This is a genomic window from Psychrobacillus sp. FSL K6-1267 (assembly GCF_038003265.1).
Taxonomy (GTDB): domain Bacteria; phylum Bacillota; class Bacilli; order Bacillales_A; family Planococcaceae; genus Psychrobacillus; species Psychrobacillus faecigallinarum.
Genome location: NZ_JBBOOR010000002.1, coordinates 38,368 through 57,749, shown reverse-complemented (window position 1 = coordinate 57,749; position 19,382 = coordinate 38,368). Strand labels below are relative to the sequence as shown.

The 19,382-nt window shown below is 33.2% G+C and carries 23 protein-coding genes and 2 pseudogenes; 1 reads left to right on the top strand and 24 read right to left on the bottom strand.

From position 1 onward, the window contains the following. Positions 1-55: 55 nt before the first annotated feature. From MHB55_RS21735 to MHB55_RS21640, 22 genes and pseudogenes are all read right to left on the bottom strand, one after another. A complete protein-coding gene (locus MHB55_RS21735; protein WP_340845248.1) occupies positions 56-391 on the bottom strand; it encodes a DUF6018 family natural product bioysynthesis protein in 336 nt (111 codons plus the stop codon). A 379-nt stretch (positions 392-770) separates the two neighbouring features. Beyond that, a complete protein-coding gene (locus MHB55_RS21730) occupies positions 771-1,532 on the bottom strand; it encodes a hypothetical protein (protein ID WP_340845249.1) in 762 nt (253 codons plus the stop codon). Positions 1,533-1,546: 14 nt separating this feature from the next. Next, positions 1,547-2,341 carry an SMODS domain-containing nucleotidyltransferase gene (locus tag MHB55_RS21725; protein WP_340845250.1) on the bottom strand — a complete coding sequence of 265 codons (795 nt, stop codon included), beginning with the start codon at positions 2,339-2,341 and terminating at the stop codon, positions 1,547-1,549. Between the two features lie 296 nt (positions 2,342-2,637). Continuing rightward, entirely contained in the window at positions 2,638-2,904 is a 267-nt protein-coding gene (locus MHB55_RS21720; protein ID WP_340845251.1) for a hypothetical protein, read from the bottom strand. A gap of 24 nt (positions 2,905-2,928) precedes the next feature. Beyond that, a pseudogene (locus MHB55_RS22330) lies at positions 2,929-3,060 on the bottom strand (ParA family protein); the annotation flags it as partial. Then, positions 3,012-3,215, bottom strand: a complete 204-nt coding sequence (locus MHB55_RS22325; protein WP_445322771.1) for a ParA family protein — start codon at positions 3,213-3,215, stop codon at positions 3,012-3,014. The gene MHB55_RS22325 and the pseudogene MHB55_RS22330, both read right to left, overlap by 49 nt. 100 nt (positions 3,216-3,315) lie before the next feature. Beyond that, positions 3,316-3,957, bottom strand: a complete 642-nt coding sequence (locus tag MHB55_RS21715; RefSeq protein WP_340845252.1) for a hypothetical protein — start codon at positions 3,955-3,957, stop codon at positions 3,316-3,318. 91 nt (positions 3,958-4,048) lie between these two features. Beyond that, positions 4,049-5,116 (bottom strand): hypothetical protein, encoded by a 1,068-nt coding sequence (locus MHB55_RS21710; RefSeq protein WP_340845253.1) that lies wholly within the window; start codon positions 5,114-5,116, stop codon positions 4,049-4,051. A gap of 1 nt (position 5,117) precedes the next feature. Next, positions 5,118-6,059 carry a hypothetical protein gene (locus MHB55_RS21705; protein ID WP_340845254.1) on the bottom strand — a complete coding sequence of 314 codons (942 nt, stop codon included), beginning with the start codon at positions 6,057-6,059 and terminating at the stop codon, positions 5,118-5,120. 87 nt (positions 6,060-6,146) lie between these two features. Next, positions 6,147-7,055 carry a tyrosine-type recombinase/integrase gene (locus tag MHB55_RS21700; RefSeq protein ID WP_340845255.1) on the bottom strand — a complete coding sequence of 303 codons (909 nt, stop codon included), beginning with the start codon at positions 7,053-7,055 and terminating at the stop codon, positions 6,147-6,149. Positions 7,056-7,479: 424 nt separating this feature from the next. Next, positions 7,480-8,103, bottom strand: coding sequence for a PIN domain-containing protein (locus tag MHB55_RS21695; protein WP_340845256.1), 624 nt, complete (start codon positions 8,101-8,103; stop codon positions 7,480-7,482). Further along, complete coding sequence (locus MHB55_RS21690) at positions 8,096-8,809, bottom strand: ImmA/IrrE family metallo-endopeptidase (RefSeq protein ID WP_340845257.1); 714 nt, start codon at positions 8,807-8,809, stop codon at positions 8,096-8,098. Before MHB55_RS21690 ends, MHB55_RS21695 begins: the two co-directional genes overlap by 8 nt. Continuing rightward, positions 8,810-9,139, bottom strand: coding sequence for a helix-turn-helix domain-containing protein (locus MHB55_RS21685; protein ID WP_340845258.1), 330 nt, complete (start codon positions 9,137-9,139; stop codon positions 8,810-8,812). It lies immediately after the preceding gene. Positions 9,140-9,593: 454 nt separating this feature from the next. Further along, positions 9,594-10,196: pseudogene (locus tag MHB55_RS21680) on the bottom strand (transposase family protein); the annotation flags it as partial. Positions 10,197-10,323: 127 nt separating this feature from the next. Further along, on the bottom strand, positions 10,324-10,632 hold the full coding sequence (locus MHB55_RS21675; RefSeq protein WP_340845259.1) for a hypothetical protein: 309 nt from the start codon (positions 10,630-10,632) through the stop codon (positions 10,324-10,326). 18 nt (positions 10,633-10,650) lie between these two features. Then, positions 10,651-11,004 carry a hypothetical protein gene (locus MHB55_RS21670; RefSeq protein ID WP_340845260.1) on the bottom strand — a complete coding sequence of 118 codons (354 nt, stop codon included), beginning with the start codon at positions 11,002-11,004 and terminating at the stop codon, positions 10,651-10,653. A gap of 192 nt (positions 11,005-11,196) precedes the next feature. Then, the gene (locus MHB55_RS21665) at positions 11,197-11,598 is read right to left on the bottom strand and encodes a hypothetical protein (protein WP_340845261.1); all 402 of its coding nucleotides are present in this window, start codon (positions 11,596-11,598) and stop codon (positions 11,197-11,199) included. Positions 11,599-11,713: 115 nt separating this feature from the next. Then, complete coding sequence (locus MHB55_RS21660; protein ID WP_340845262.1) at positions 11,714-12,262, bottom strand: hypothetical protein; 549 nt, start codon at positions 12,260-12,262, stop codon at positions 11,714-11,716. A 298-nt stretch (positions 12,263-12,560) separates the two neighbouring features. Continuing rightward, positions 12,561-12,872: a hypothetical protein gene (locus tag MHB55_RS21655; RefSeq protein WP_340845263.1), complete on the bottom strand. Its 312-nt coding sequence runs from the start codon at positions 12,870-12,872 to the stop codon at positions 12,561-12,563. A gap of 183 nt (positions 12,873-13,055) precedes the next feature. Continuing rightward, the gene (locus tag MHB55_RS21650) at positions 13,056-14,099 is read right to left on the bottom strand and encodes a GGDEF domain-containing protein (protein ID WP_340845264.1); all 1,044 of its coding nucleotides are present in this window, start codon (positions 14,097-14,099) and stop codon (positions 13,056-13,058) included. Between the two features lie 77 nt (positions 14,100-14,176). Further along, positions 14,177-17,341, bottom strand: a complete 3,165-nt coding sequence (locus tag MHB55_RS21645) for a DUF5704 domain-containing protein (RefSeq protein ID WP_340845265.1) — start codon at positions 17,339-17,341, stop codon at positions 14,177-14,179. Further along, entirely contained in the window at positions 17,341-18,255 is a 915-nt protein-coding gene (locus MHB55_RS21640; RefSeq protein ID WP_340845266.1) for a hypothetical protein, read from the bottom strand. Before MHB55_RS21640 ends, MHB55_RS21645 begins: the two co-directional genes overlap by 1 nt. Before the next feature lie 162 nt (positions 18,256-18,417). Here MHB55_RS21640 and MHB55_RS21635 point away from each other — a divergent pair, with 162 nt between their 5' ends. After that, entirely contained in the window at positions 18,418-18,594 is a 177-nt protein-coding gene (locus MHB55_RS21635; RefSeq protein ID WP_340845267.1) for a ribbon-helix-helix domain-containing protein, read from the top strand. A 233-nt stretch (positions 18,595-18,827) separates the two neighbouring features. On the opposite strand, the gene MHB55_RS21630 is transcribed toward MHB55_RS21635, so the two are convergent. After that, positions 18,828-19,046, bottom strand: a complete 219-nt coding sequence (locus MHB55_RS21630; RefSeq protein ID WP_340845268.1) for a hypothetical protein — start codon at positions 19,044-19,046, stop codon at positions 18,828-18,830. Between the two features lie 19 nt (positions 19,047-19,065). Then, positions 19,066-19,350, bottom strand: coding sequence for a DNA-entry nuclease (locus tag MHB55_RS21625; protein ID WP_340845269.1), 285 nt, complete (start codon positions 19,348-19,350; stop codon positions 19,066-19,068). Positions 19,351-19,382: the final 32 nt, after the last annotated feature.

The window sequence follows — 19,382 nt, the reverse complement described above, 5'->3', positions numbered from 1 at the left end:
TTGAGTTGCAGGATTTGGCGTACTTTTGCCTCAAAATTTGGGTTTCTTTTTGCTTTTAATCTACATCTTCGAGGTCAAAAAACCAATTCAGTCCTCGTTTGATTTTAGATACTTTATTAACTGGTACATTTAAACTCCAATTTCTCTCTCCAGCCATTCTCCAAAGGATTCGGTCATCTTTACTAGTGAGCAATTGTTTAATAATTTTAACAGCCTCTTTCCGTGCTGCCGCTTTATTTTGAGTTCGTAACCCATAATAACTGATAGCTCCATCCGAAGTTCTCACTTCAACACGGTATGTACAATCAATTCGTGGTACCGTATTGAAAACCTCTCTTCCTACTCTCTCCATAACTGAAATTTGTTGTACTGCTCCGATGTTTTTAGACACCAATAACACCCTTTCCCAAAGTTTTTTACTAATTAAATCTTTTTGGACGCAAAAAAAGCCTTTGAGCTGATTAATAGCATAGCAAAAGATAAAAATTGCTATGAAACACTAATCGCCCAAAGGCTATTTTTAATCATCACCGCATAATCGTTCACAAAAGGAAGATTTGCATAAAAAAGAATTTAATAAGTATGTATTTATTATATCATTCCTCTTTAAAAAGAAAACTATATTTTTAATAAAGGCAATAAAGTTAATACATTTTAAAAATGAAAATATGTAAACATGAGACGGTTGAAAAATAACTTAACTGTTTGACCAGAAATAGTAATAACACAAAGACCCTTCAGTTAGAAACTAAAATTGTCACTACTCTCCCCTATAAAGAGAGATTCTTTTTAACCTTCTCCCATTCTTGTGTTACATCAGAATTAATTTTGTTAAATATCTTAGTAGAAGTGTGTACTCCCATACTAGCAACCGTTGTTTCATATTTAAAGACTAACTGCAATAGAATTGCTGCAAATTTTTGTGAATAACGCGTTCCATTTGTAAGGAACAACTGTCTAAATTCAGCAAATAGATGTTTACAGGATGAGCGTAAAATCTCTAATCTGATTTGGTTTACAATTAATCCTGTAGTAAAAACTGTTTGTGCAATAATTGATATGAAATTAATGCTGATACCATTGATCAATGTTATCAGGACAAAGAATAAAAGATACAAAACCACTTTTATTCTTTCAGTTTTTCCCATTTCTTCGGTCACTCTCCAAGTAAACAAAGAATTCTCAAACGCATTCATTCCTAATCTTACGAGGGATTCCTTTTGATTATTGTTGTAATATAGGTGAGTATGCTCGTCGTCTAACTTTACTCCAAGTGCATTTGATAATAATTGTACTCTTCTTTTATCTCTTGCTTCCCTCAATAAAAATAGACTTACCCAATTACTAACAATAAAATAAGAGATTGAAACCATAATAAATATAATATTCGCGACATTGTTATAAAGTTGATTGCCGTCGGTAAAAAAGACTAAACAAGAGAATACAACTGAAGTCCAAAAAAGACCAATACTCCACTTGTTAGCTGTATTTACTGGAATAAAATGATTGGCAACTGTATCTATTCGTTCCATGAGCTTTGTTCTCCTTAAAAGTTAGGGAATAATTTTTTTATTTCATTTTCTGCTGAAATTGGAAGGTTGGATTGTTCATACTCTTTTGTCTTGGCTACTATTTTTTTGGCCCTGTCTATTTTATCCTTATATCCCTGTAGATCATTAGAGTTATAGTTTATATTTTCAATAGTCTTATATATATACTCCTTAATATTCGAGCAGCCCCAATAGTGGTTATTCTCTACAATCCAGTTTTCTAAAAGATATGAAGATAGATAGCTACCATTTAATCGATTCCAATATTTCATCAAACGGACCAATGGTTTAATTTCAAAGTTGTTACTTCCGTTTTTATCACTTAGTTTTTTATTAAATGCATTTGGCTCTGTCTTTATCCATTGTTCATATGGTGAGGATTTTGATGGTATATATATATTTCCCCATGAATCTAATATTGCAGGTACCAACTCGAACTTTATATGATTTAATTCAAGCACGATAGTTGGATGAGATTGATAGATTTCAGAGCTTTTATAATAGTAATTCACAAAAGATTTTAAATGGTTTAAGAGAGTCTGTGGTTTGTAATTATTAGCATTATTAAAAATTACCATATAATCTATATCAGAGAAGGCATCAGCTTTCCTTGGCAAAATAGTCCCCCTCGTATAAGACCCAAATTTAAAATGGCTATTTAGGTCATTACTGTTAAAATATTTATTTAACAAACTAGATAAATTCTCAATTGATTTATTAACTTTGTCCTTTTCATCTTGCTTTAAATTTAGATTTGATGCTAGTCCATTAAGGTGAGACTGTACACTCATTTTTTTTCCCCTTTTCATCCTTATTTACATATCCATTATAACAAGTAATCAGTTAAATAAACTATAATAGTTCCACCATTATACATTTTAGTGATAAAATCTAAACAAAAAACGAATGCTATTTAATAGCATTCGTTTTTTAGGTTCAACGTCAAATGTTGGGGTGGCATCATTTCCACTAACCCCTTTAACCAAGATGAACTCCGACCTCTTTATACTTTATATTCAATAAAATCTTTGCACGAAAGTGATCGAAGCGACGAAAACCATATGCGTTACGCTTCATCACTTTCGTTTTAATCAATACCCACCTTTTCAAGAATTTCATTTAATAAATCATCATACATTTGTAGTGCATTTTTGTCATGATGATCAAGTTTAGCGTCTAAATCAATTGGCGTTTTCGTATAACGCTCAATCCGGTCACGAGCCTTAATGATATTTTCATATGCAAGCTCGCCAAAATCCGTCTTAATATCTTCTACAACCTCTTTACGTAGCGTTCCCTGGCTAGAGAATAGATAAATAATCACACCTGCAAATTGGACTGGTTTCAGCTTCATTGCCTCCATGATTTTACCTAACGTATTCGTTGTATCTTGGAAATCCTTCGCACCGTTTAATGAAGAAGTCTCGCATTTTACAACCCCGATTGCATAATCAGAAGCTGCTAAAGCGTTCTTCGTGTATGTATTTTGCGTTGGTAGAGTGTCCCAAATAATATATTGAACGTATTAATCAGCCAGTGTGTACTGTTCGCCTGCTTATCCATATCAATTAATAGCACTTTATGTCCACGTAGCGATAATAGCAATGTGAACAGGTATGAACACGTACTTTTACCAACGCCACCCTTTTGGTTACCAAACACCATCTTAATTGCCACGGGTCAAGATTGAAGGTATAAAAATAAAAAAAGATTTTTAGAAAAAGGGAATTTTAGATTTAATGAAATACTTATGATAAAATTCATCCTACATTTCAATTGAAATTTCATAATTAGAATTAAATTCATCTTCATCCATTTTATTTAATAGGTACACTCCTAATATTCTTGCTAAATAGTATAAGATTAGTGCATCAACATAAGAAAATAATCTTTCTCTTTCTTCATCCATGTTGATTTCATGCTTTGCCATATTAAATAATTTTATGAATTGTTGAAAAGGAACAATATATTCTGCTTCAATTAATCCCTTAGATTTTAATTGATTAAAAGCTTTGCCTAATGTTGAATTAGATTGTCTAATCTTACCGAAAATTTGATTAGTTGCTAAAAAATATCGCACTACTGCCTCTAAGTGCATCCCTGCATACTGAATGACATGGCGTGCTCCATATCTAATATCTCTAATGTCTATTTCGGCTGCCGCGTATTGTAGAGGCCTATAAATGCTACGTTTTATACCAGATTTAAATGGATTCTGAATAGGATTCTTGGGCATATTATATCCACCGATACCTCCAATACTTTCATCTCCATCCCAATACATATCAATTGAATACTTATCATTCTTGCTATCTATCTCTTTAATTGAATACATTATCGATTCTTTTAAATACTCATTTAAATAATTATCAAAAAACCATCTTGTTTCATTTAGTGCTCTTTTCATCAGTAATCTCCTTAAATATAATAAAAATTAAAATTAAACAGAATTAGAACTTTCAATTTTAATTTTAAATTTTTGAAGCTATTTAAATTATTTACTTTGCTAAATTACACCTAGCGTATTTATCTAAATTATCTCTTATTTCCTTCCATTTACTCTTCAATAAACGTAGTTGCCCTACAGTTGAATTGATATATTTAAAATTCTTTTTCCAATCATAATGTTCAGTAAAAATACTTGAAAATTCACTTTCTGCTAACAGCATATATTTTTTAGCTACTTCTTCAAATTCCTCTTCTGTAACTATATTTAAGAATAGTAAGTTAGTTTTTAGACATTCTAAATTATTTAAGTATCTTAAAGAACAAGGTAAATATTTACTTTCTTTTAAGCTTTGATAATTATCATTTTTTTCATTTGAAATTAACTTATATAAACAACTCAAAGAATAGATACATATACCTAGAATATCTAACCTATTTTTTAATGTTATTTTTAATAATGGATCTTTGTCCATGAAAATAGATAACTCTCTAGCCAACTGACTTATTGCAAAAGCATCTGCATCCATTTCTAAAGTTTGAATAACTAATGGTTCAATTTTATTCTTATAATTATCGATTTCTAACTTAGAAGTATTTAATTCATTATGTAAAAATAGTATATGTCCATTAAAGTGGTGACCTATTTCATGTAATATTATAAACTTAGTAGCAAACATACTCAGATACTCAGCTATTATTTTTCTTTCCTTGATTATAGATGTTCTGTAATTTGTTTCATGTTCGTTAATACCTTCTGTATCTTGATAAAATAGCTTAATATTAGCTATTTCCTTATTTGGCTCAACAAAATCAGAAAATGTATTAAAAGATAGTATTTCTGAAAACATATGATATGTTTGTATAATTACTCCTTCTTCTATCCATATATGATCAACTAAGTCATTAACAAATGATTTTCCATTAAGAGTAAATCCCGAAATATATTTAAAATTTAACTCTCTTTTTGATTTTTCTTTTCCATTAGCTAATTTTTCGATAACCTTCACATATTTTTCATAATATTCATACGAAATATTCACTGGCAATGAAGCTTCAGTATAAAGAGCATAGTGAGTAACCCCTAACGCTTTTTTTAAAGTACTTTCATTACTACTCATACTAATAACCTCTTTCATTAAAGCGACTAATATTTTCAGATAATGCTTTTGATTTCTTTTTAGTCCAATTAAATAAACTATGTTCAAAATCTTGTAATGAATCAAATTGAAAAACTATATCCTCTTTACCAGCAAATTCATATTTTATATATAGTTCTATTAAAGACTCTTCTAAATTAGCTATCTCACCAAGAATCGTAGAATCCTCAAAATCAAATAAGTTTCCTTTATTTGATCTTATTTCAGTAATTGTAATACCTATTTCAACTTTAATTTCAACGGTATCTATAACAGGTGCATTAGATAGTCCAAATATACTTCGCAAATAAAGCTTTAGATCTTTAATAGTCATTGATTTAGAAAGTGGCACTTTAAAAATCTCATCTGTTTGATGCATATATACCCATGCACAAAAAGAATTTATACTTTTATCAATAGAGAGTTTAAGGTCTTCCGAAATCGACTCAATTTGTTTAATTCTATAACTAATAAATCTATTAGGAACATCCACTAAAAATCTGAAATTTTCTTGTACAATATGAGGATATTTCTTACACAAATTAATCCAATATTCAAAATCTAATATTTCAACGCCCTTATAATTAGTCTTTAATTGCATTTCTTGTTTTCCTGTAAGCTCAACGTTTGAACAAATATAATAGCTATCCCAACCAATTGATTCCTTATATTTTAGTGCCATCGACAAAGAAGATTGCGCTTTAGTAATATTAAAATTAGCATCTTTTTGAAAACTTTTACATTGATAAGCTATCTTTTTATCTTTATAAAATAAATCTACTCCCTGTTCTGGTGGTTTTCTTTTTTTTATCATTTCAGTATCATTTTCTATTTTTAATAATTTTAAACAAAATCGTTCCCATGCTTCACTAAAATCTGAATTAAGCTCATCTTTAAAAAATGGTGGATACAACCTATATTGCACAATTAACACACTCCTCTAAAGCTATAAAATTAATTATCTATAAAAATTTTACCATTATTTAGAAGGTGAAAATGATTTATTTATATTTTACAAATACTCCTCCACATCCGCATTATCTACTTCTAAATAATGCTGTGTGATGGTCTGAAGCGACTTATGCCCCGATTGCTTGGCGATTGTGGCTAAGTCGGCTTTTTTTCTATGCATATGTGTAATTTGAGTTTTGCGTAACGTGTATGGTGCGAAACCCAGCCATTCATGAATGAGCCTGTTATAGCTACGCTCGGTAATCATTCGATTTTTATAGTTGCCCCAGCGATCTGCTGCACCTACAAAGTAATCATCAGCACTTAGCTGAGAGGACTGGATATACTTCTGAACAGCCTTCACGCATTCCAACGTCAATCGCTTTTCCTTCATATCCCCTTGCTTCTTTAACATGACAAGTACCGTACGATTTTCTAAATCAAAATCAGATACCTTCAGTCGTACCATTTCAGATGGACGATTAGCCGTAATTAAATTCACGAAGCAAATAGCACGCTTCCGAATGTCCGCTTTTTTATTTGTATCGTACTTATTTATAATAGAAAGAACTTCCTCTTGTCGTTCAGCTCGAACACCACGCATTGGCTTTAAGCGTAAGTAATCCTCTGTATTATAAAGCTGGCGTATAATTTGAATTCGCTTTTGCTGCTCAGGTGTTTGCTCTAATTTCAAAACGTCTTTTAAAAAGTATTGAATACCAGCTGCTCGGCGATTAAATGTCGAATATTTAACTCCCTGCTCTACAATTGATTCATGCAAGTATTTCTCCATTGCATCAAAGCTCGGCTCACGTTGCTCCATTTCACAAAAACGAAGGAAACGTTCAAAGTCTGGTCGATACACTTCCTTCTTCTGCTCAATCACCTTTTCAATGGTTGCATTGACCTTCATATTCGTTTGCCACGTGCTTAAACGAATTAAAGCTCCATGCTCGTTCATCTGGTCCATTCCTTCCCCTCCATCTCACTCAGTCCTATTTCATTTATATTATTTGAGATTTTTAGAAAAAGAAAAATTTATAATTATCGTAAATTCGATTTTTATTTAATTGGAATTTTCTCTTTATAGAATAATAGATTTATCTATAAAGATACTTTTCTACAAAACAGATCATTTGTTCTCAATTTTTATTATACGTTTTACACGTCTAAAAAGGAATCTTTTTTGTTATTGAATAACGGTTCATTTTAACTAATTAATTATTTATTATATTTTATAAAATGATGTATGAAATATAATTTAATATTTATAATAGATAGTATATAAAAAACTATTAATAAACTCTAAAATTTTATTCATCAAATTATACCTGTGTTCCGAAATTAACAAAGCGAGCTTATCCTAATTTAGGTGAGCTCGCTTTCATTTGCCATCATTTAATTGTTTCTAATAAAGCATCTAATTCATGTAATTTTTCTTTTTGAAAAGCTTTTATTAGCTTTCGTACTTTCGGACCTGAAGCAATTTTATGTAGACATATATAATAACAAAAGTCCTTTAGTGTATCTTGCACTAACTTCATATTTTGCTGTTCGTCTTCTGAGGCAACTTCAATTTCATTATCATCAATGACCTCTTGAATATCCCCATCATTACTACAAATAATTGTGGCACTTAATAATAGGGCCGCAGCTAGACAGTGAATCTCACCTAAATCATTTGTTCCTTTTAAACGACGTCCTTGTTTCATCTTTTTCTGATCTAGCTGGCGAAATGCTTGTTTAATCTGATGAACATATCCTTCATAAATATCATACAAATCATCAGACAAACAACTTTCATCATCTGGATTAAACAAATACCATCGACCTTCATCAATATATTGTGTCACTTTTTTTCTAGCACTTACACTTAATATTTCGTCTAATACAATTTGATGAATATATACTTCTTCATACAGTGCATCAATCCAGTCGAAAATATTATCGTGTTGATACATATCTGCATGTAAAAGAATATTCGTATCTACAAATACTTTCCCTGGGCGTTTATTCATCCACTATACCCTCTTGTCGAAGCTGTTCACTAACACTCGGTGCAAAGCTTGCTAACTTATTACTTGCTGTTAAAGGATTTAAGCCGTTCTCTACATGGAGTAATACTTGCTTTTCATAAGCATGAAATTTTGTATCATGAATGGCTAAATCAAGTGGTGAATCTGGTAAAGCATAGTATTCACGTAATTGTTGCCACTTTTCTTCTGAATGAGATACTTTAATCGATTCTCCAACCTCGGTAATTCGACGTTCAACCGTCTTATAAGGAGCTGCTGATAAATCCGCAATCGCAAGTACCGCCTGTTCTTCATTCCACTTCGCTTTAAATCGTTTCCACAGCGACTTTACAAGTGGCTTCGGCAACATTAAACATGCTGCAAAACGGTCTGCAGCACGTTCATGGTCAAAACTTTCTTTTTGCATTTGACTAGCCTCTGAAAGATGCCAAAGCTCATGGGCCGCAGTAAAATAGCGTGTTCGTAAAGGATGATGCGTATTTAATACAATAAATTTATCGCCTGTCTGATGCGTAACTGCTGCACCAAAAAAGGCAGGGTCTTCAATATTTTTATACAATAAATGTACTTGCTCACTCAAAATTCGTTCAATTTGAGAGCCTAAAAACAGGTCGTAACCATAGACATCATCTAAAAAAGAGGCAGCAAAGGCTTCCGCTGTTTTTTCGGCTTGTTCTCTTACGTTCATTTAGTCCACCTGCTTCATTGTTACATAATCTTCAATGGCGAAAAGAACTGCTTCAAAAGCACGTTTTGATTGACGATTCGTTAGTTCACCTCTAAAAATAACTTCTAAAGGTTCATTTATTTCGTTTACTTTGACTAAATCCTTTACTTCCGTACCTAATGCTTTTGCAATGGCTACTAAACGCTCTGGCTTCATGACACGTTCCGCTGATAGCATATGACCAATTAGAGATTTACTAATACCCGTGTCATTACTTAAATCCTGATATGATTTACCCTGTTCTTGCAATAACAACTTGATACGGTCTAATACATGTTCATTTGATTTCATACAATCCCTCCATCGTCTACATTAATTATACAACTCTTTGTAGACGTCTACAAATTTATCTTATTATATACTAATTTTACATTTCTATACGGGACATTTCGTAAGATTTTCAAATAGAACCTTTAAAGGTGGTTTACATTTTTTTCATTTCGTAAACTCGTCTCTTTTTCACCTAAATATTCGGGACGAAGTTACGACACAGATACTTCTAAATGCCAATACAAATCCAGGGAAGTATCAAACAATTGGACAATATGATGTGACGAATTACGAAGAAAAACCCTTTAATACAAAATAGATGAATAGCGATGAACTTGCTTATTTGATTAAGCAATCTCATTTTCTAATTTAAAGGAGGAAGTGAAAAGAATGATTGATTACATGAAATTTGACGTCATGTGGATGGATGAAGTCATTGCAACCGTCGATTTAAATCCATAAAATGATGGAACGCCATATGTAGTCTGTTTAAATACTTGGAAAGATAGTTTTTTACTGTTTCCTTGCGGCGATTCGGTAATATATCAAGCGGTTCATGTGTTTCGGCATTGGCAATAATCAACTGATAGGTGCCTGCGTCTGTGTCTCCTTTATATTCATCGTTCGCAATCACTTTTGGCAGGCGGACACCGCTGAGAAGCTCTCTTTTCGCAGCCTCTTTAAACCGTCTAATCACTGTGGAACTCGAAGAACCAAGTGTTTCACTGGCCTCTTTGAAAGTCTTAGCTTTGATGGAACGAATACACACGACTTGATTCCATTCTCTTGAGAAGCGCTGATATCTATCCACGAAAGGGGGTTTCTCCGAAAACCGCTTCCCACATGGACAGGAATAACGACGACGCTTATAAAAAAGTATAGTCAATGGTTCAAACCATTTTAAATGCTTGTTCTTTTGAATCCGATAGTCATGGACTTTGGACGTTACTTGATGGCAGTTTGGACAGTTATGCGCTTTCTTTGGCAACGAAACATGAAGAGCAATACGCTCGCCTTTTTCCTCCACTTTGTGAATAGTTACACCTTTTAATCCTGGGACATTCATGGTAAAATTCATATGCACGTAGCTCCTTTTCATACTTGTTTCTCGACAATTCAAGTATAAAAGAATCGGAAGTTACGTGCATTTTTCATGCGCAATTGTAGGAAAACCCCAACAAATATTATAGAACCGTTTTTTTAAATTAATATACTTTCGTAGGTTTCACAAGTAACTTACAAACTGGAATATTTACAAAGCCTGAAGGTACATAGAAAGCAGGCAGTTCTATTACTCCTGCTTCTATCAGAAAATCAAGCACGCCTGTATTCTCAGAGTAGTTCTTGATTGCAACATAATTCTTTGGTACTCCTACACGAAGCCCTGTTGTAACGGTAGCTAAATCCTTTTTTGTTCTAGGATTTTTTAAATCAATCCATGTTTGTCCCTCATATTCTAATACCTCAATTAATACTTTTTTTCTCCACTTTTCAAAATTCATAGTCTTTTTCATTAGAACTCCCCTTTTTGATTAATATACTTTTCTCCCAGGCATGTAATTGAAACTAAGACACTGATATGGTTTTCGGTCTGCAATACAAACCAAAACTAAAGAATTGTTCCAAATTAACATATTAGATTTATAAATATAAATTTTATTTTGTGGTCTCATATATTCTTCGAATTCATCTATAAATTGAATTTCCACGCTCTCTAAGTGACGCTCAAATGTAGTAACGCCAATAGTGTTTTTTTCTTCTACTATTTCTACCTCATTTGGTAGTTGATAGCTCTCAAACATTTCTTTAAATGCTTTAGTTGCTTCCTTAACACAGGTAGTCTCTGCTACGTAAAAAATGAATTTTTGTTTACAATTTTTACACATGTTTATTCACTTCTACGTAACATGTTGCATGATTTATGTTATGTTTTACCCCTCGCTTAATCTTTAACGCTCTTCTCTGTGAAACTGGTTGTTTTGTTAACAAAATTACATCAGTATCGTTATGAAAATTTTTAATTACTACATTAAATTTTTGTACCATGATTAAACTCCCCTTTATAAATAGTCTTTTATTTACTCCATAAACCAACTTAGTGTAAGGATTTCCTCATCTACAGAAAGATGTAATAGACTTCCGTCTTCATACATGGCTTTGGCATCACTTAGGCTCACTGTTCCTACTCGTGAAGGATTTCTTAATACAAGAAATAGATTGCCGTTACAGTCCCATATCGTGTCTCCTATAGCAATTTCACCAACATCTCGACCAAGCTCTTTCCAAAAAACTAGTTCATTGACTACCTTAGAAATATCAATCTTATTTTCTAAATCACATAGACGGCTGCTTAAAGCAGTATTTACTATGTCTTCTTCATTGTTTGAGCGAGAGTTAAAAGAATCTTCTCTGATTAACTCTCTTTTAATACGATTAATTACTGGTCCAGGTAGTTGTTGAACAAAAACAGCTGTATTCATTTTTGTTTTCCTCCCATTAATAAAAACAAGGAAAGAGTTTCATCCTCTTCCCTTGTAGCGAATGATATTTAATTATTTTGGCACTCACGATAATCTGTAACTACTACCAAAAAGTCTATGCATAATAAACTTCTTGCTCTTTTTCAAGAAAGGAAAAGAGGTCAACAGCTTTAGGTTGAAACGCAGCTGCTACAGACTCAATACAATACATTAATTTGCTTAAATTAAAGCTATTGATTTTCCGATTTCTAACCTGCAGGTTTACTTCTCCAGATGGCATAAGCACAATCCCTACTCCTTTATGCTCGTATAATCCATACATGGAACAACGCTCGTATCGTTCCTCTTCAGCCAATTTCACTAAACTTTCTTGGGAATTTTTCGTTTGATTAATCCATTCGATTCCACTGAAAAATGGTGTAAATCCTCCTAAGAAATGATCCATCAACTTAACAAATGTATCTGGATTCCCATGATAGAGAATACGATAACCCATGGAATCAGATCCTTTTGAAGAAAACGGAATAATTTGTAACCTGATTCCGTTTTTTTCCCATACAATAGATTCTCGCTCGGCCCATTTGAAATGTAGTGGAAGTAACAAAGGAAATATCTCTGATGGTTCTTTTTCCATAAAACAAGTTACTCGATAGTAAGGTTGCATAGCATAATCCCCCCTATCTTTTGATAAATAGTTCTACTGTTAAAACCATTTAACATTCATAACACCCTTTCCCAATTTTTTTGTATATCAATTATTTTTAGACAACAAAAAAATGCCTTTAGGCTGTTTGATCACATAGCAAAATAAAAATGCTATGAAACACAAAAAGCCCAAAGGCATAAATTAATCATCACCACAGAACTACTCTTAAAAGAGTGAGCTTGCAAAAAAAGTAAAATAAATTGATATATATAAATCATATCAAACGACTATTTATACTTCAAGTAGCTCATTAAAATTATTCTGAATAGGACGCGAATGCAATAAAATTAGCTATTGCCAAAATTTTCAACTTTTCAAAAGTCTCTTTAGATATATCTAAGTATAATTCTCCATCTTCTAACTCTTTATATTCTTTAGGAGCTTCCTCTAAAGGAACCCTAATTATTTCAGATACCACGTCTTGAACTTGCTGCCTATTTACATCTTTAGTGACTTGTCTTTTATATAGAGCTAATTCCACGTAAAGAAAGAGTGTTGATGTACCATTTGATTCTTCAATGTTTTTAATTCTTGTGTATGTATAACTCATTTCTTGGTAAAACAACAAGATAAAACACTACTTTCTTTTTAAAATATCCCAAAATATACCATAAAGCATTAATTATGGTTTTTGAGTTGCTTATCTAATAATAGAGCAATATTTCTTATAAAACAATAATATTTTATTATCAAGTGCTTACAGTTATGTTAAATATCTTTTAAAATTTACTCATATTGCTAAATATTGATTCTATATACCACTAAGAATGACTTGGTTTTTTCCATTGTGCTTAGCTTTATACATGTTTTCATCCGCTAGTTTAATTATTTCTCTACCGTTCCCATTTCCACCTGCTACTCCCACACTAACAGTTACTTCTGTTTTCTTCTCTACTTGTTCACGAAACTGTTCTGCAAGTCTTTTAGCATTTCCATTTAGAACAATAGCCACCATTTCTTCACCACCAAAACGACAGACAAATCCCTTATTATTTATAACCGTTTTAAAGATTGCCCCAACTTGTTTTAAAATTCTATCGCCATGTTCATGACCTTTCGTGTCATTCAAATATTTAAAGTTATCTATATCTATGAAGATAATAGAAATGGATTGTTCCTCTGCTAATTGTTCTGCCTTTTTCAATAAAAATCCTTTATTAAATAGCCCTGTGAGTGGATCTGTAATGCTATTCATACCAGCACTCCTGAACAGCTTTACCATCCTCTCAAAGTACCTTAAACATTCATATAGCAGTAAAAAAAGAAGTAATACACTATAAAAAAAGCCGCCGCTTTCAAAAGGTAGCCATTGTCCAATTCCGCTAAATAATCCTATAAATAAAATTAATAGTGCTCTAATTCCATCTTCTTCAATATTCCCATTCTTAATACTGTATAGTTGATACACTCCATAACCCAAAAATAGTAGTGTAACAAGCGTTCCTGCAATCAAATAAGTAAAGAAGTAAGAAAGAAAAACAGCTATTAATAGTATAAAAAAGAATAAATTCTCCCTATACTTGGGATGCTTTCCTTTGAATACTGCCATAGGAAGTAATGTTAAAAGTACTACTATACTTGCTATATGATAGGGTTTGTCCCAAAAAAACAACCGTTCAACATTAATATACACAAATAAAAAAGTAGATATTACAGTGGCTAACAAGTAGCCAATCATCATATATAAATCATTTTTTAGCTTCATTTTTACGTATAAATAGCATGAGAAAATACTCAACAATAGTGCTAATATCGGAATATACAATAAAGGAAATAAAGATATTTCTATAATCATTTAATTACTCTCCCCTAATATTATTTATAAAAAAATCTCCTACTAAACAATGCTAGCAGGAGATATTTTCATATTTATTAATGTGTTACCGCGGGATCAAAATCTTGTAGACTTGATTGATCTCCATGATAGAAAATTACATCACCATCGATAAGCGGGAAAACATAGCCATATGGATCTGAGAAGTTGTATTTAAAACCTTCCCGTTTCCATTGATTTGTCAACTCTGCATTTATATATTGCAAGTGAGGTTTCGATAAGTCTCCATCTTGAATGGACTCGATATCAAAGTTAACAATTAGATACCCGTCACGTAAGAAAATAGGATGTGTCTTATTTAACCTGTGAGTGAGACCATAACCAGCTATATCTCTGCCCTCTTCTACTATATAGAGGTCATTTGGTAAGCTGTATTCTCCGTACCATTGCTGCTCCGATGAAATAGCATCATCTTGTGGAACCATAGCATTAGCTGGCACTGAGTTAGCTAAGGGGCCTATGAATGTACGTAATTTCCAATGAAGAATCTGATCTCCATAAGGACCAGTGGCATTCTCTTTCTTTGAGTAATCTCTTTCAAAATTACGTATAAAGGTATGAATGAACTGATTGTTTTTTTCATTCACATAACCATACTTATCAGCATGACGGTAATAATAGTCTGCTGTGTTATGCAATTGAGAAGTTGGCACGTTTCGCAAAGGTTCATTTAATTTAACCATTCGATACTCTTTATCCTGGCTCGAACCAACCTTCACAAAGTAGTTGGAATCATTATGATAATAAACATCTACTTTTTGTCGATTTTGTCCGTTTTTATCTACAAAATAGAACGAAGGAGTAATGTGTACACCATCATTCTGCTCCCTCATATCTCCTTTTGTCTTTAGATCAAATTTAAACTGATAGCCTGTTTTGACTGCAACATTCTTATATCCATCTGGATGGCTACCATGACGAATCGGTAATCTAAATGGTTCTGCAAAGGTAGTACGAGGTTGTCCATCAATCATTTTGTCTCCAACCCAATAATGATTACCAGTATGCTCAATTAAACCAGTAGTGGTACGGAATACAGATTCCCAATTGTAATCAAGTACATCTGTTACACGAAAATCATATAATCTACCAACTACATCAACTTCTATAGTGTCATAAGCAACGTGGTTCTCCATCACTCCATTAGGAGTACGATAGATTAAATTCAAATTGGCATGATGTTCTTCAGGCAATTCAGCTGGAGCATTAATTGCAATGCTACGGAATTTCACTGTATATTCCCCTTCTGGCACCCATACAGGCATAAAGAATGTTACTTCTTTTTGATTTAAAGGAACCTTAATCCATGTTTCCTTGGGATAGAAAGCACTCTTATCAGCTGTATAAACATCAAATGGGAACTTAACTTGTTTCCCATCTGTTTTTGTATACTTAGCATAATCTCGATTGCCATAACCAGGAGCCATTCCTACATCTAAATGTTGTCCTTCTGTAGGTAAAGTAACGGTAAATGGTCTATCTAAGATAAATGCGTGTCTGTCTGTGTCTGCATTTGCAGGAGTAGCTCTATTCGGCGGATCTGTTCTTTGGTCATGTTCCTTATCATCTGAGGCTTTAGCATACATAACAACAGGTGTATGAACAGTAACAGTATTAATCTTGGTAGGTGATGTACCTGTAAACTCTCTGGTACCTCCACTTGTGTTCACTGTATGAATTGTTTCATACCTTGCTGTTATAGAACTTGGTGTTTGCCACTTATTCACTTTAGTCGGCTCAATCTGTAAAGACGATTGTTCTACTTTTACCTGCGGAGCCTTTGGAATAGGTGTTGGCGTTGGAGCATTCTGAGATGCCATACCATTAGGCATCGAAGTATAACCGTCTACATTTACATAGTCATTTTTTACATCTGGAGGACGGCTACCTTTATTAGCTGAACCTTCAAAGTCAGGAGATGGAGCAGAAGGCTGCGTCTCCCCACCTTCTATTGTTTCTAATCCTAGGTAAATACTTTGACAATCTTTAGGGAATACATGATCACCTACGCTTGCACTGTGACTAGAGTTAGCTGAGACCCGTTGAAAATTGGGTACAATAACCATCTCATTAGGCAGTGCATAATTTCTAAAGATAGCATCATTAAAGGAATACACAGCTAAATGTCCGATTTGCCAATAAGAAACACTATAACCATCGCTTACGACTTGTTCTTGGCGAACGTGTTCATATTTGTAGGTATTTGCTGCTTTATCCAGCCATCTAAGTATATAGTCTTTAGTCACTTTAACTTGATAAGTAACCGAACCACTCATACCTTGATACCTATAATCACTTAAATACTTTTCGGATTGCCCCTCTACCTTTAGATATTCAAAAGATGGTATTCCATATTTTAAAACATTAAAGATACCACTTTCGGGAGATTCAATTATCTTACCGTTGGGGTCTGCTAACATATTACTTTCTCCCATAGAACCTGAAGCTCCTACACTAACATTTCTTGGACAAGATTCAGTAGGGGGTGGTGACACAGGCGGTGGTCCAGGATCAATAGGAGTCGTTCCTTCTGGTGGTGGATCCGTTGGCGGTGTAACAGGCGGTGTAGTACCACCTACTGGCTTAATACGAAAATCATATGCATAACCATTTTGCTCAGCGGAATCAAAAATGTAGAATGGCCCTACTTTTCCTTCCCATGTATCTTCAGGTCTATCATGATTCCAATGTGAGTAGGCTATGCCAAATACCCATTGATTATTGCTTAGATGGTCTTGATATTTATGGGGATGACATGAACTACTACCTGCCGGGGCAGTAGCTGGAGGCGTTACGCCACTTTGTATAGAACAGTCTCTAATAGAAATAGGATAATGTCTTGGCTTATAAACAGGATACTTTAATATTCCTTGGATTTCCCAACCAGCAGGAGGTGAATATGCGGTAGGACTTTCATAGCCTACCTTCACTTGCCAATTTGAGTTACCGTTTTTAATATGCCATTCTAACCAATTAGCTCTATTAGCATTTACTGATTTTAATAGCCAACGTTCTCCATTACTACCTGGCGATAGTGCACTATCCCATAAAGAGGGATCTACACGCCGATGAACTTCAGATTTTGGCCCACCTAGCGTGTCCATTGTGGGGGCAGCATTTACAGTAATATTATTTCCTAATGGGAATATTGGTGCTAACAATAGCACCAATAATATGATAAAAAATTTTTTAGGCTGTTTCATTAACGCTCCCCATGCATAATTTTAACTAATCGAAGATTACGTTTTGATGGTGTCTCATAAAGCACTGTGGATGTGTTTCTTTCAACAAACATCCCTGCACCTACTCCATATAAACCATTACGTTCATCTATATATCTATAGACGCGATATTCATCTCCAATTTTCAAATCACGCACTTTTTCTAAATTACCATTTTCTAACCTTTTCCATAAAGTAGATGGTTTTTTTATAGTTACTTTTCCTAACTGTCCCTTCCAAAGTTCCGTTTTGCCCCACATAACCTTGTTCATAAGAGGAAAAGTGCCTCCATTACTAACTCTTTTAATACTATCTTCAACAACATCTACATTTTCAAAGAAATATGCTTTTACCTGACCATCTTCATTGAGTGCATATCCATTACCACCAAACCAGTATGTTCCATCATTATTGTATTTTTGCGGTAAGTAGATAGATAAGGCAGCATAATAATTGGGATCAGAGAAATCACTGAATTTCATTAAACCATATCTTAAAGTAGCATCGTCAGCGAACCTTTTACCTCCGTTGTTAAAGTAACCACTATCAAAATAAAATGGAGGTAAATAAGGTCGTTCATTAATTTTCGTATGCATTGTAAAGCTAACGGATTTAGGTTTAGTTATACTCCAGTTCACCCACTCAATATTTCTTTCTACTTTTGGTTGGTCCACTCGTAATAATAGTGTACCTTTTCTATCTCCTACGTGAACTAAGAAACCATGAGATAAATCTTTTCTCCACTCCACTTTTAATTCCTGTATCGTGTGATTATCTGGAAGTGCTTTAGTAGCTGCTTCAACTTGAATTGGTTCTTGTCCAACTCCGCCTACTCCTCCTAAAATACTTAGAGCTACTGCTCCTACTACTGTCCATTTACCTACTGTTTTTAACATTTTTCATTTCCCCTTTCGATTATCCTAATCTCTTTATAAAGAAATACAACATAACCATTTCTTACCTTAATTATACTATAAAATTCCATTGGGTGCAAGCACTTGCAAGCACCTAATGGGAGATGTATAATAAATATAAATAAATGAGAATGGAGTAATCGTATGGCTAAAAATAATAAGTTAGTAACTCGTACAAAATTTTCTAATTCACTTAGAAATGATTTGAATCACTCATTGATAGCATTATCAAAAGAAACAGATATTCCAATGTCGAAGCTATTAGATCAAGCGATTGAATTACTTCTTAAAAAGCATAACTTTTCAAGTACTAAAGAATAAGCTGCCTTTTGGTAGTTTTTCTTTAGCTCCACACTCCTTTCGTCTATCACAAATAAAAAACCCCCACACAAAGTCTCTGTACTAAAAAGCACAGTAATTTTGCGTGAGGGTATTCCTCTTTGCCATATTATGTAATTTAAATTCTTTAAGGGATAATTATATTTGGTTGGTTATTTACCACCAAATTACATAATTAGCATACTAAAATTTCTCAATTCCGTCAATCACTTCTCTTATTGTTTTTTTAATCTACTTACTTCAAAAAAATTAGAAATAACCACTCCAATCAAACCTCCTATTATAGCTGTACTAATTGCTGATAGCACAAATACTATTACAGGAGGATTGCGATCAATTAATATATATATCGTAAAAAAGATTCCAAGAATGGAGCAGACAGTAGCATATAGATAATGCCGCTTGACGGAGTTAATGGTTGACCGATTATCCAATGGAACGACCTCCTTTTATCTAAGAGACTACATAACTATGATAAAGATCTAAACCCAATCGTTTATAATATTCAAATTGGTCATTCCTTCTTAAATCATTAACTTTCTTTAATATTGTTCCATGCGTTCTACCCAGAACTCTCGATATACTATCCTTTTTAGTAACATCCCATATGGAACATATGTAAGCGAGCTCTTCTTCTGTAAACGGTTTTCCATGGTTTTCGTGGAAGCTTGAATTATATTTCATTCGATAGTTTGATAACGTGTATTCAAACCCATTTAACATATAAGATTTAGTCAAATGAATCACCCTTTCTAATTAACTCAATGGAT

Bases quoted from the DNA above. Each gene is read 5' to 3' on its own strand.
- MHB55_RS21730 (WP_340845249.1), bottom strand. From the start codon at position 1,532: ATGGAACGAATAGATACAGTTGCCAATCATTTTATTCCAGTAAATACA.
- MHB55_RS21725 (WP_340845250.1), bottom strand. From the start codon at position 2,341: ATGAGTGTACAGTCTCACCTTAATGGACTAGCATCAAATCTAAATTTA.
- MHB55_RS21720 (WP_340845251.1), bottom strand. From the start codon at position 2,904: ATGAAGCTGAAACCAGTCCAATTTGCAGGTGTGATTATTTATCTATTC.
- MHB55_RS22325 (WP_445322771.1), bottom strand. From the start codon at position 3,215: ATGGTGTTTGGTAACCAAAAGGGTGGCGTTGGTAAAAGTACGTGTTCA.
- MHB55_RS21715 (WP_340845252.1), bottom strand. From the start codon at position 3,957: ATGAAAAGAGCACTAAATGAAACAAGATGGTTTTTTGATAATTATTTA.
- MHB55_RS21710 (WP_340845253.1), bottom strand. From the start codon at position 5,116: ATGAGTAGTAATGAAAGTACTTTAAAAAAAGCGTTAGGGGTTACTCAC.
- MHB55_RS21700 (WP_340845255.1), bottom strand. From the start codon at position 7,055: ATGGACCAGATGAACGAGCATGGAGCTTTAATTCGTTTAAGCACGTGG.
- MHB55_RS21695 (WP_340845256.1), bottom strand. From the start codon at position 8,103: ATGAATAAACGCCCAGGGAAAGTATTTGTAGATACGAATATTCTTTTA.
- MHB55_RS21690 (WP_340845257.1), bottom strand. From the start codon at position 8,809: ATGAACGTAAGAGAACAAGCCGAAAAAACAGCGGAAGCCTTTGCTGCC.
- MHB55_RS21685 (WP_340845258.1), bottom strand. From the start codon at position 9,139: ATGAAATCAAATGAACATGTATTAGACCGTATCAAGTTGTTATTGCAA.
- MHB55_RS21675 (WP_340845259.1), bottom strand. From the start codon at position 10,632: ATGAAAAAGACTATGAATTTTGAAAAGTGGAGAAAAAAAGTATTAATT.
- MHB55_RS21670 (WP_340845260.1), bottom strand. From the start codon at position 11,004: ATGTGTAAAAATTGTAAACAAAAATTCATTTTTTACGTAGCAGAGACT.
- MHB55_RS21665 (WP_340845261.1), bottom strand. From the start codon at position 11,598: ATGAATACAGCTGTTTTTGTTCAACAACTACCTGGACCAGTAATTAAT.
- MHB55_RS21660 (WP_340845262.1), bottom strand. From the start codon at position 12,262: ATGCAACCTTACTATCGAGTAACTTGTTTTATGGAAAAAGAACCATCA.
- MHB55_RS21650 (WP_340845264.1), bottom strand. From the start codon at position 14,099: ATGATTATAGAAATATCTTTATTTCCTTTATTGTATATTCCGATATTA.
- MHB55_RS21645 (WP_340845265.1), bottom strand. From the start codon at position 17,341: ATGAAACAGCCTAAAAAATTTTTTATCATATTATTGGTGCTATTGTTA.
- MHB55_RS21640 (WP_340845266.1), bottom strand. From the start codon at position 18,255: ATGTTAAAAACAGTAGGTAAATGGACAGTAGTAGGAGCAGTAGCTCTA.
- MHB55_RS21635 (WP_340845267.1), top strand. From the start codon at position 18,418: ATGGCTAAAAATAATAAGTTAGTAACTCGTACAAAATTTTCTAATTCA.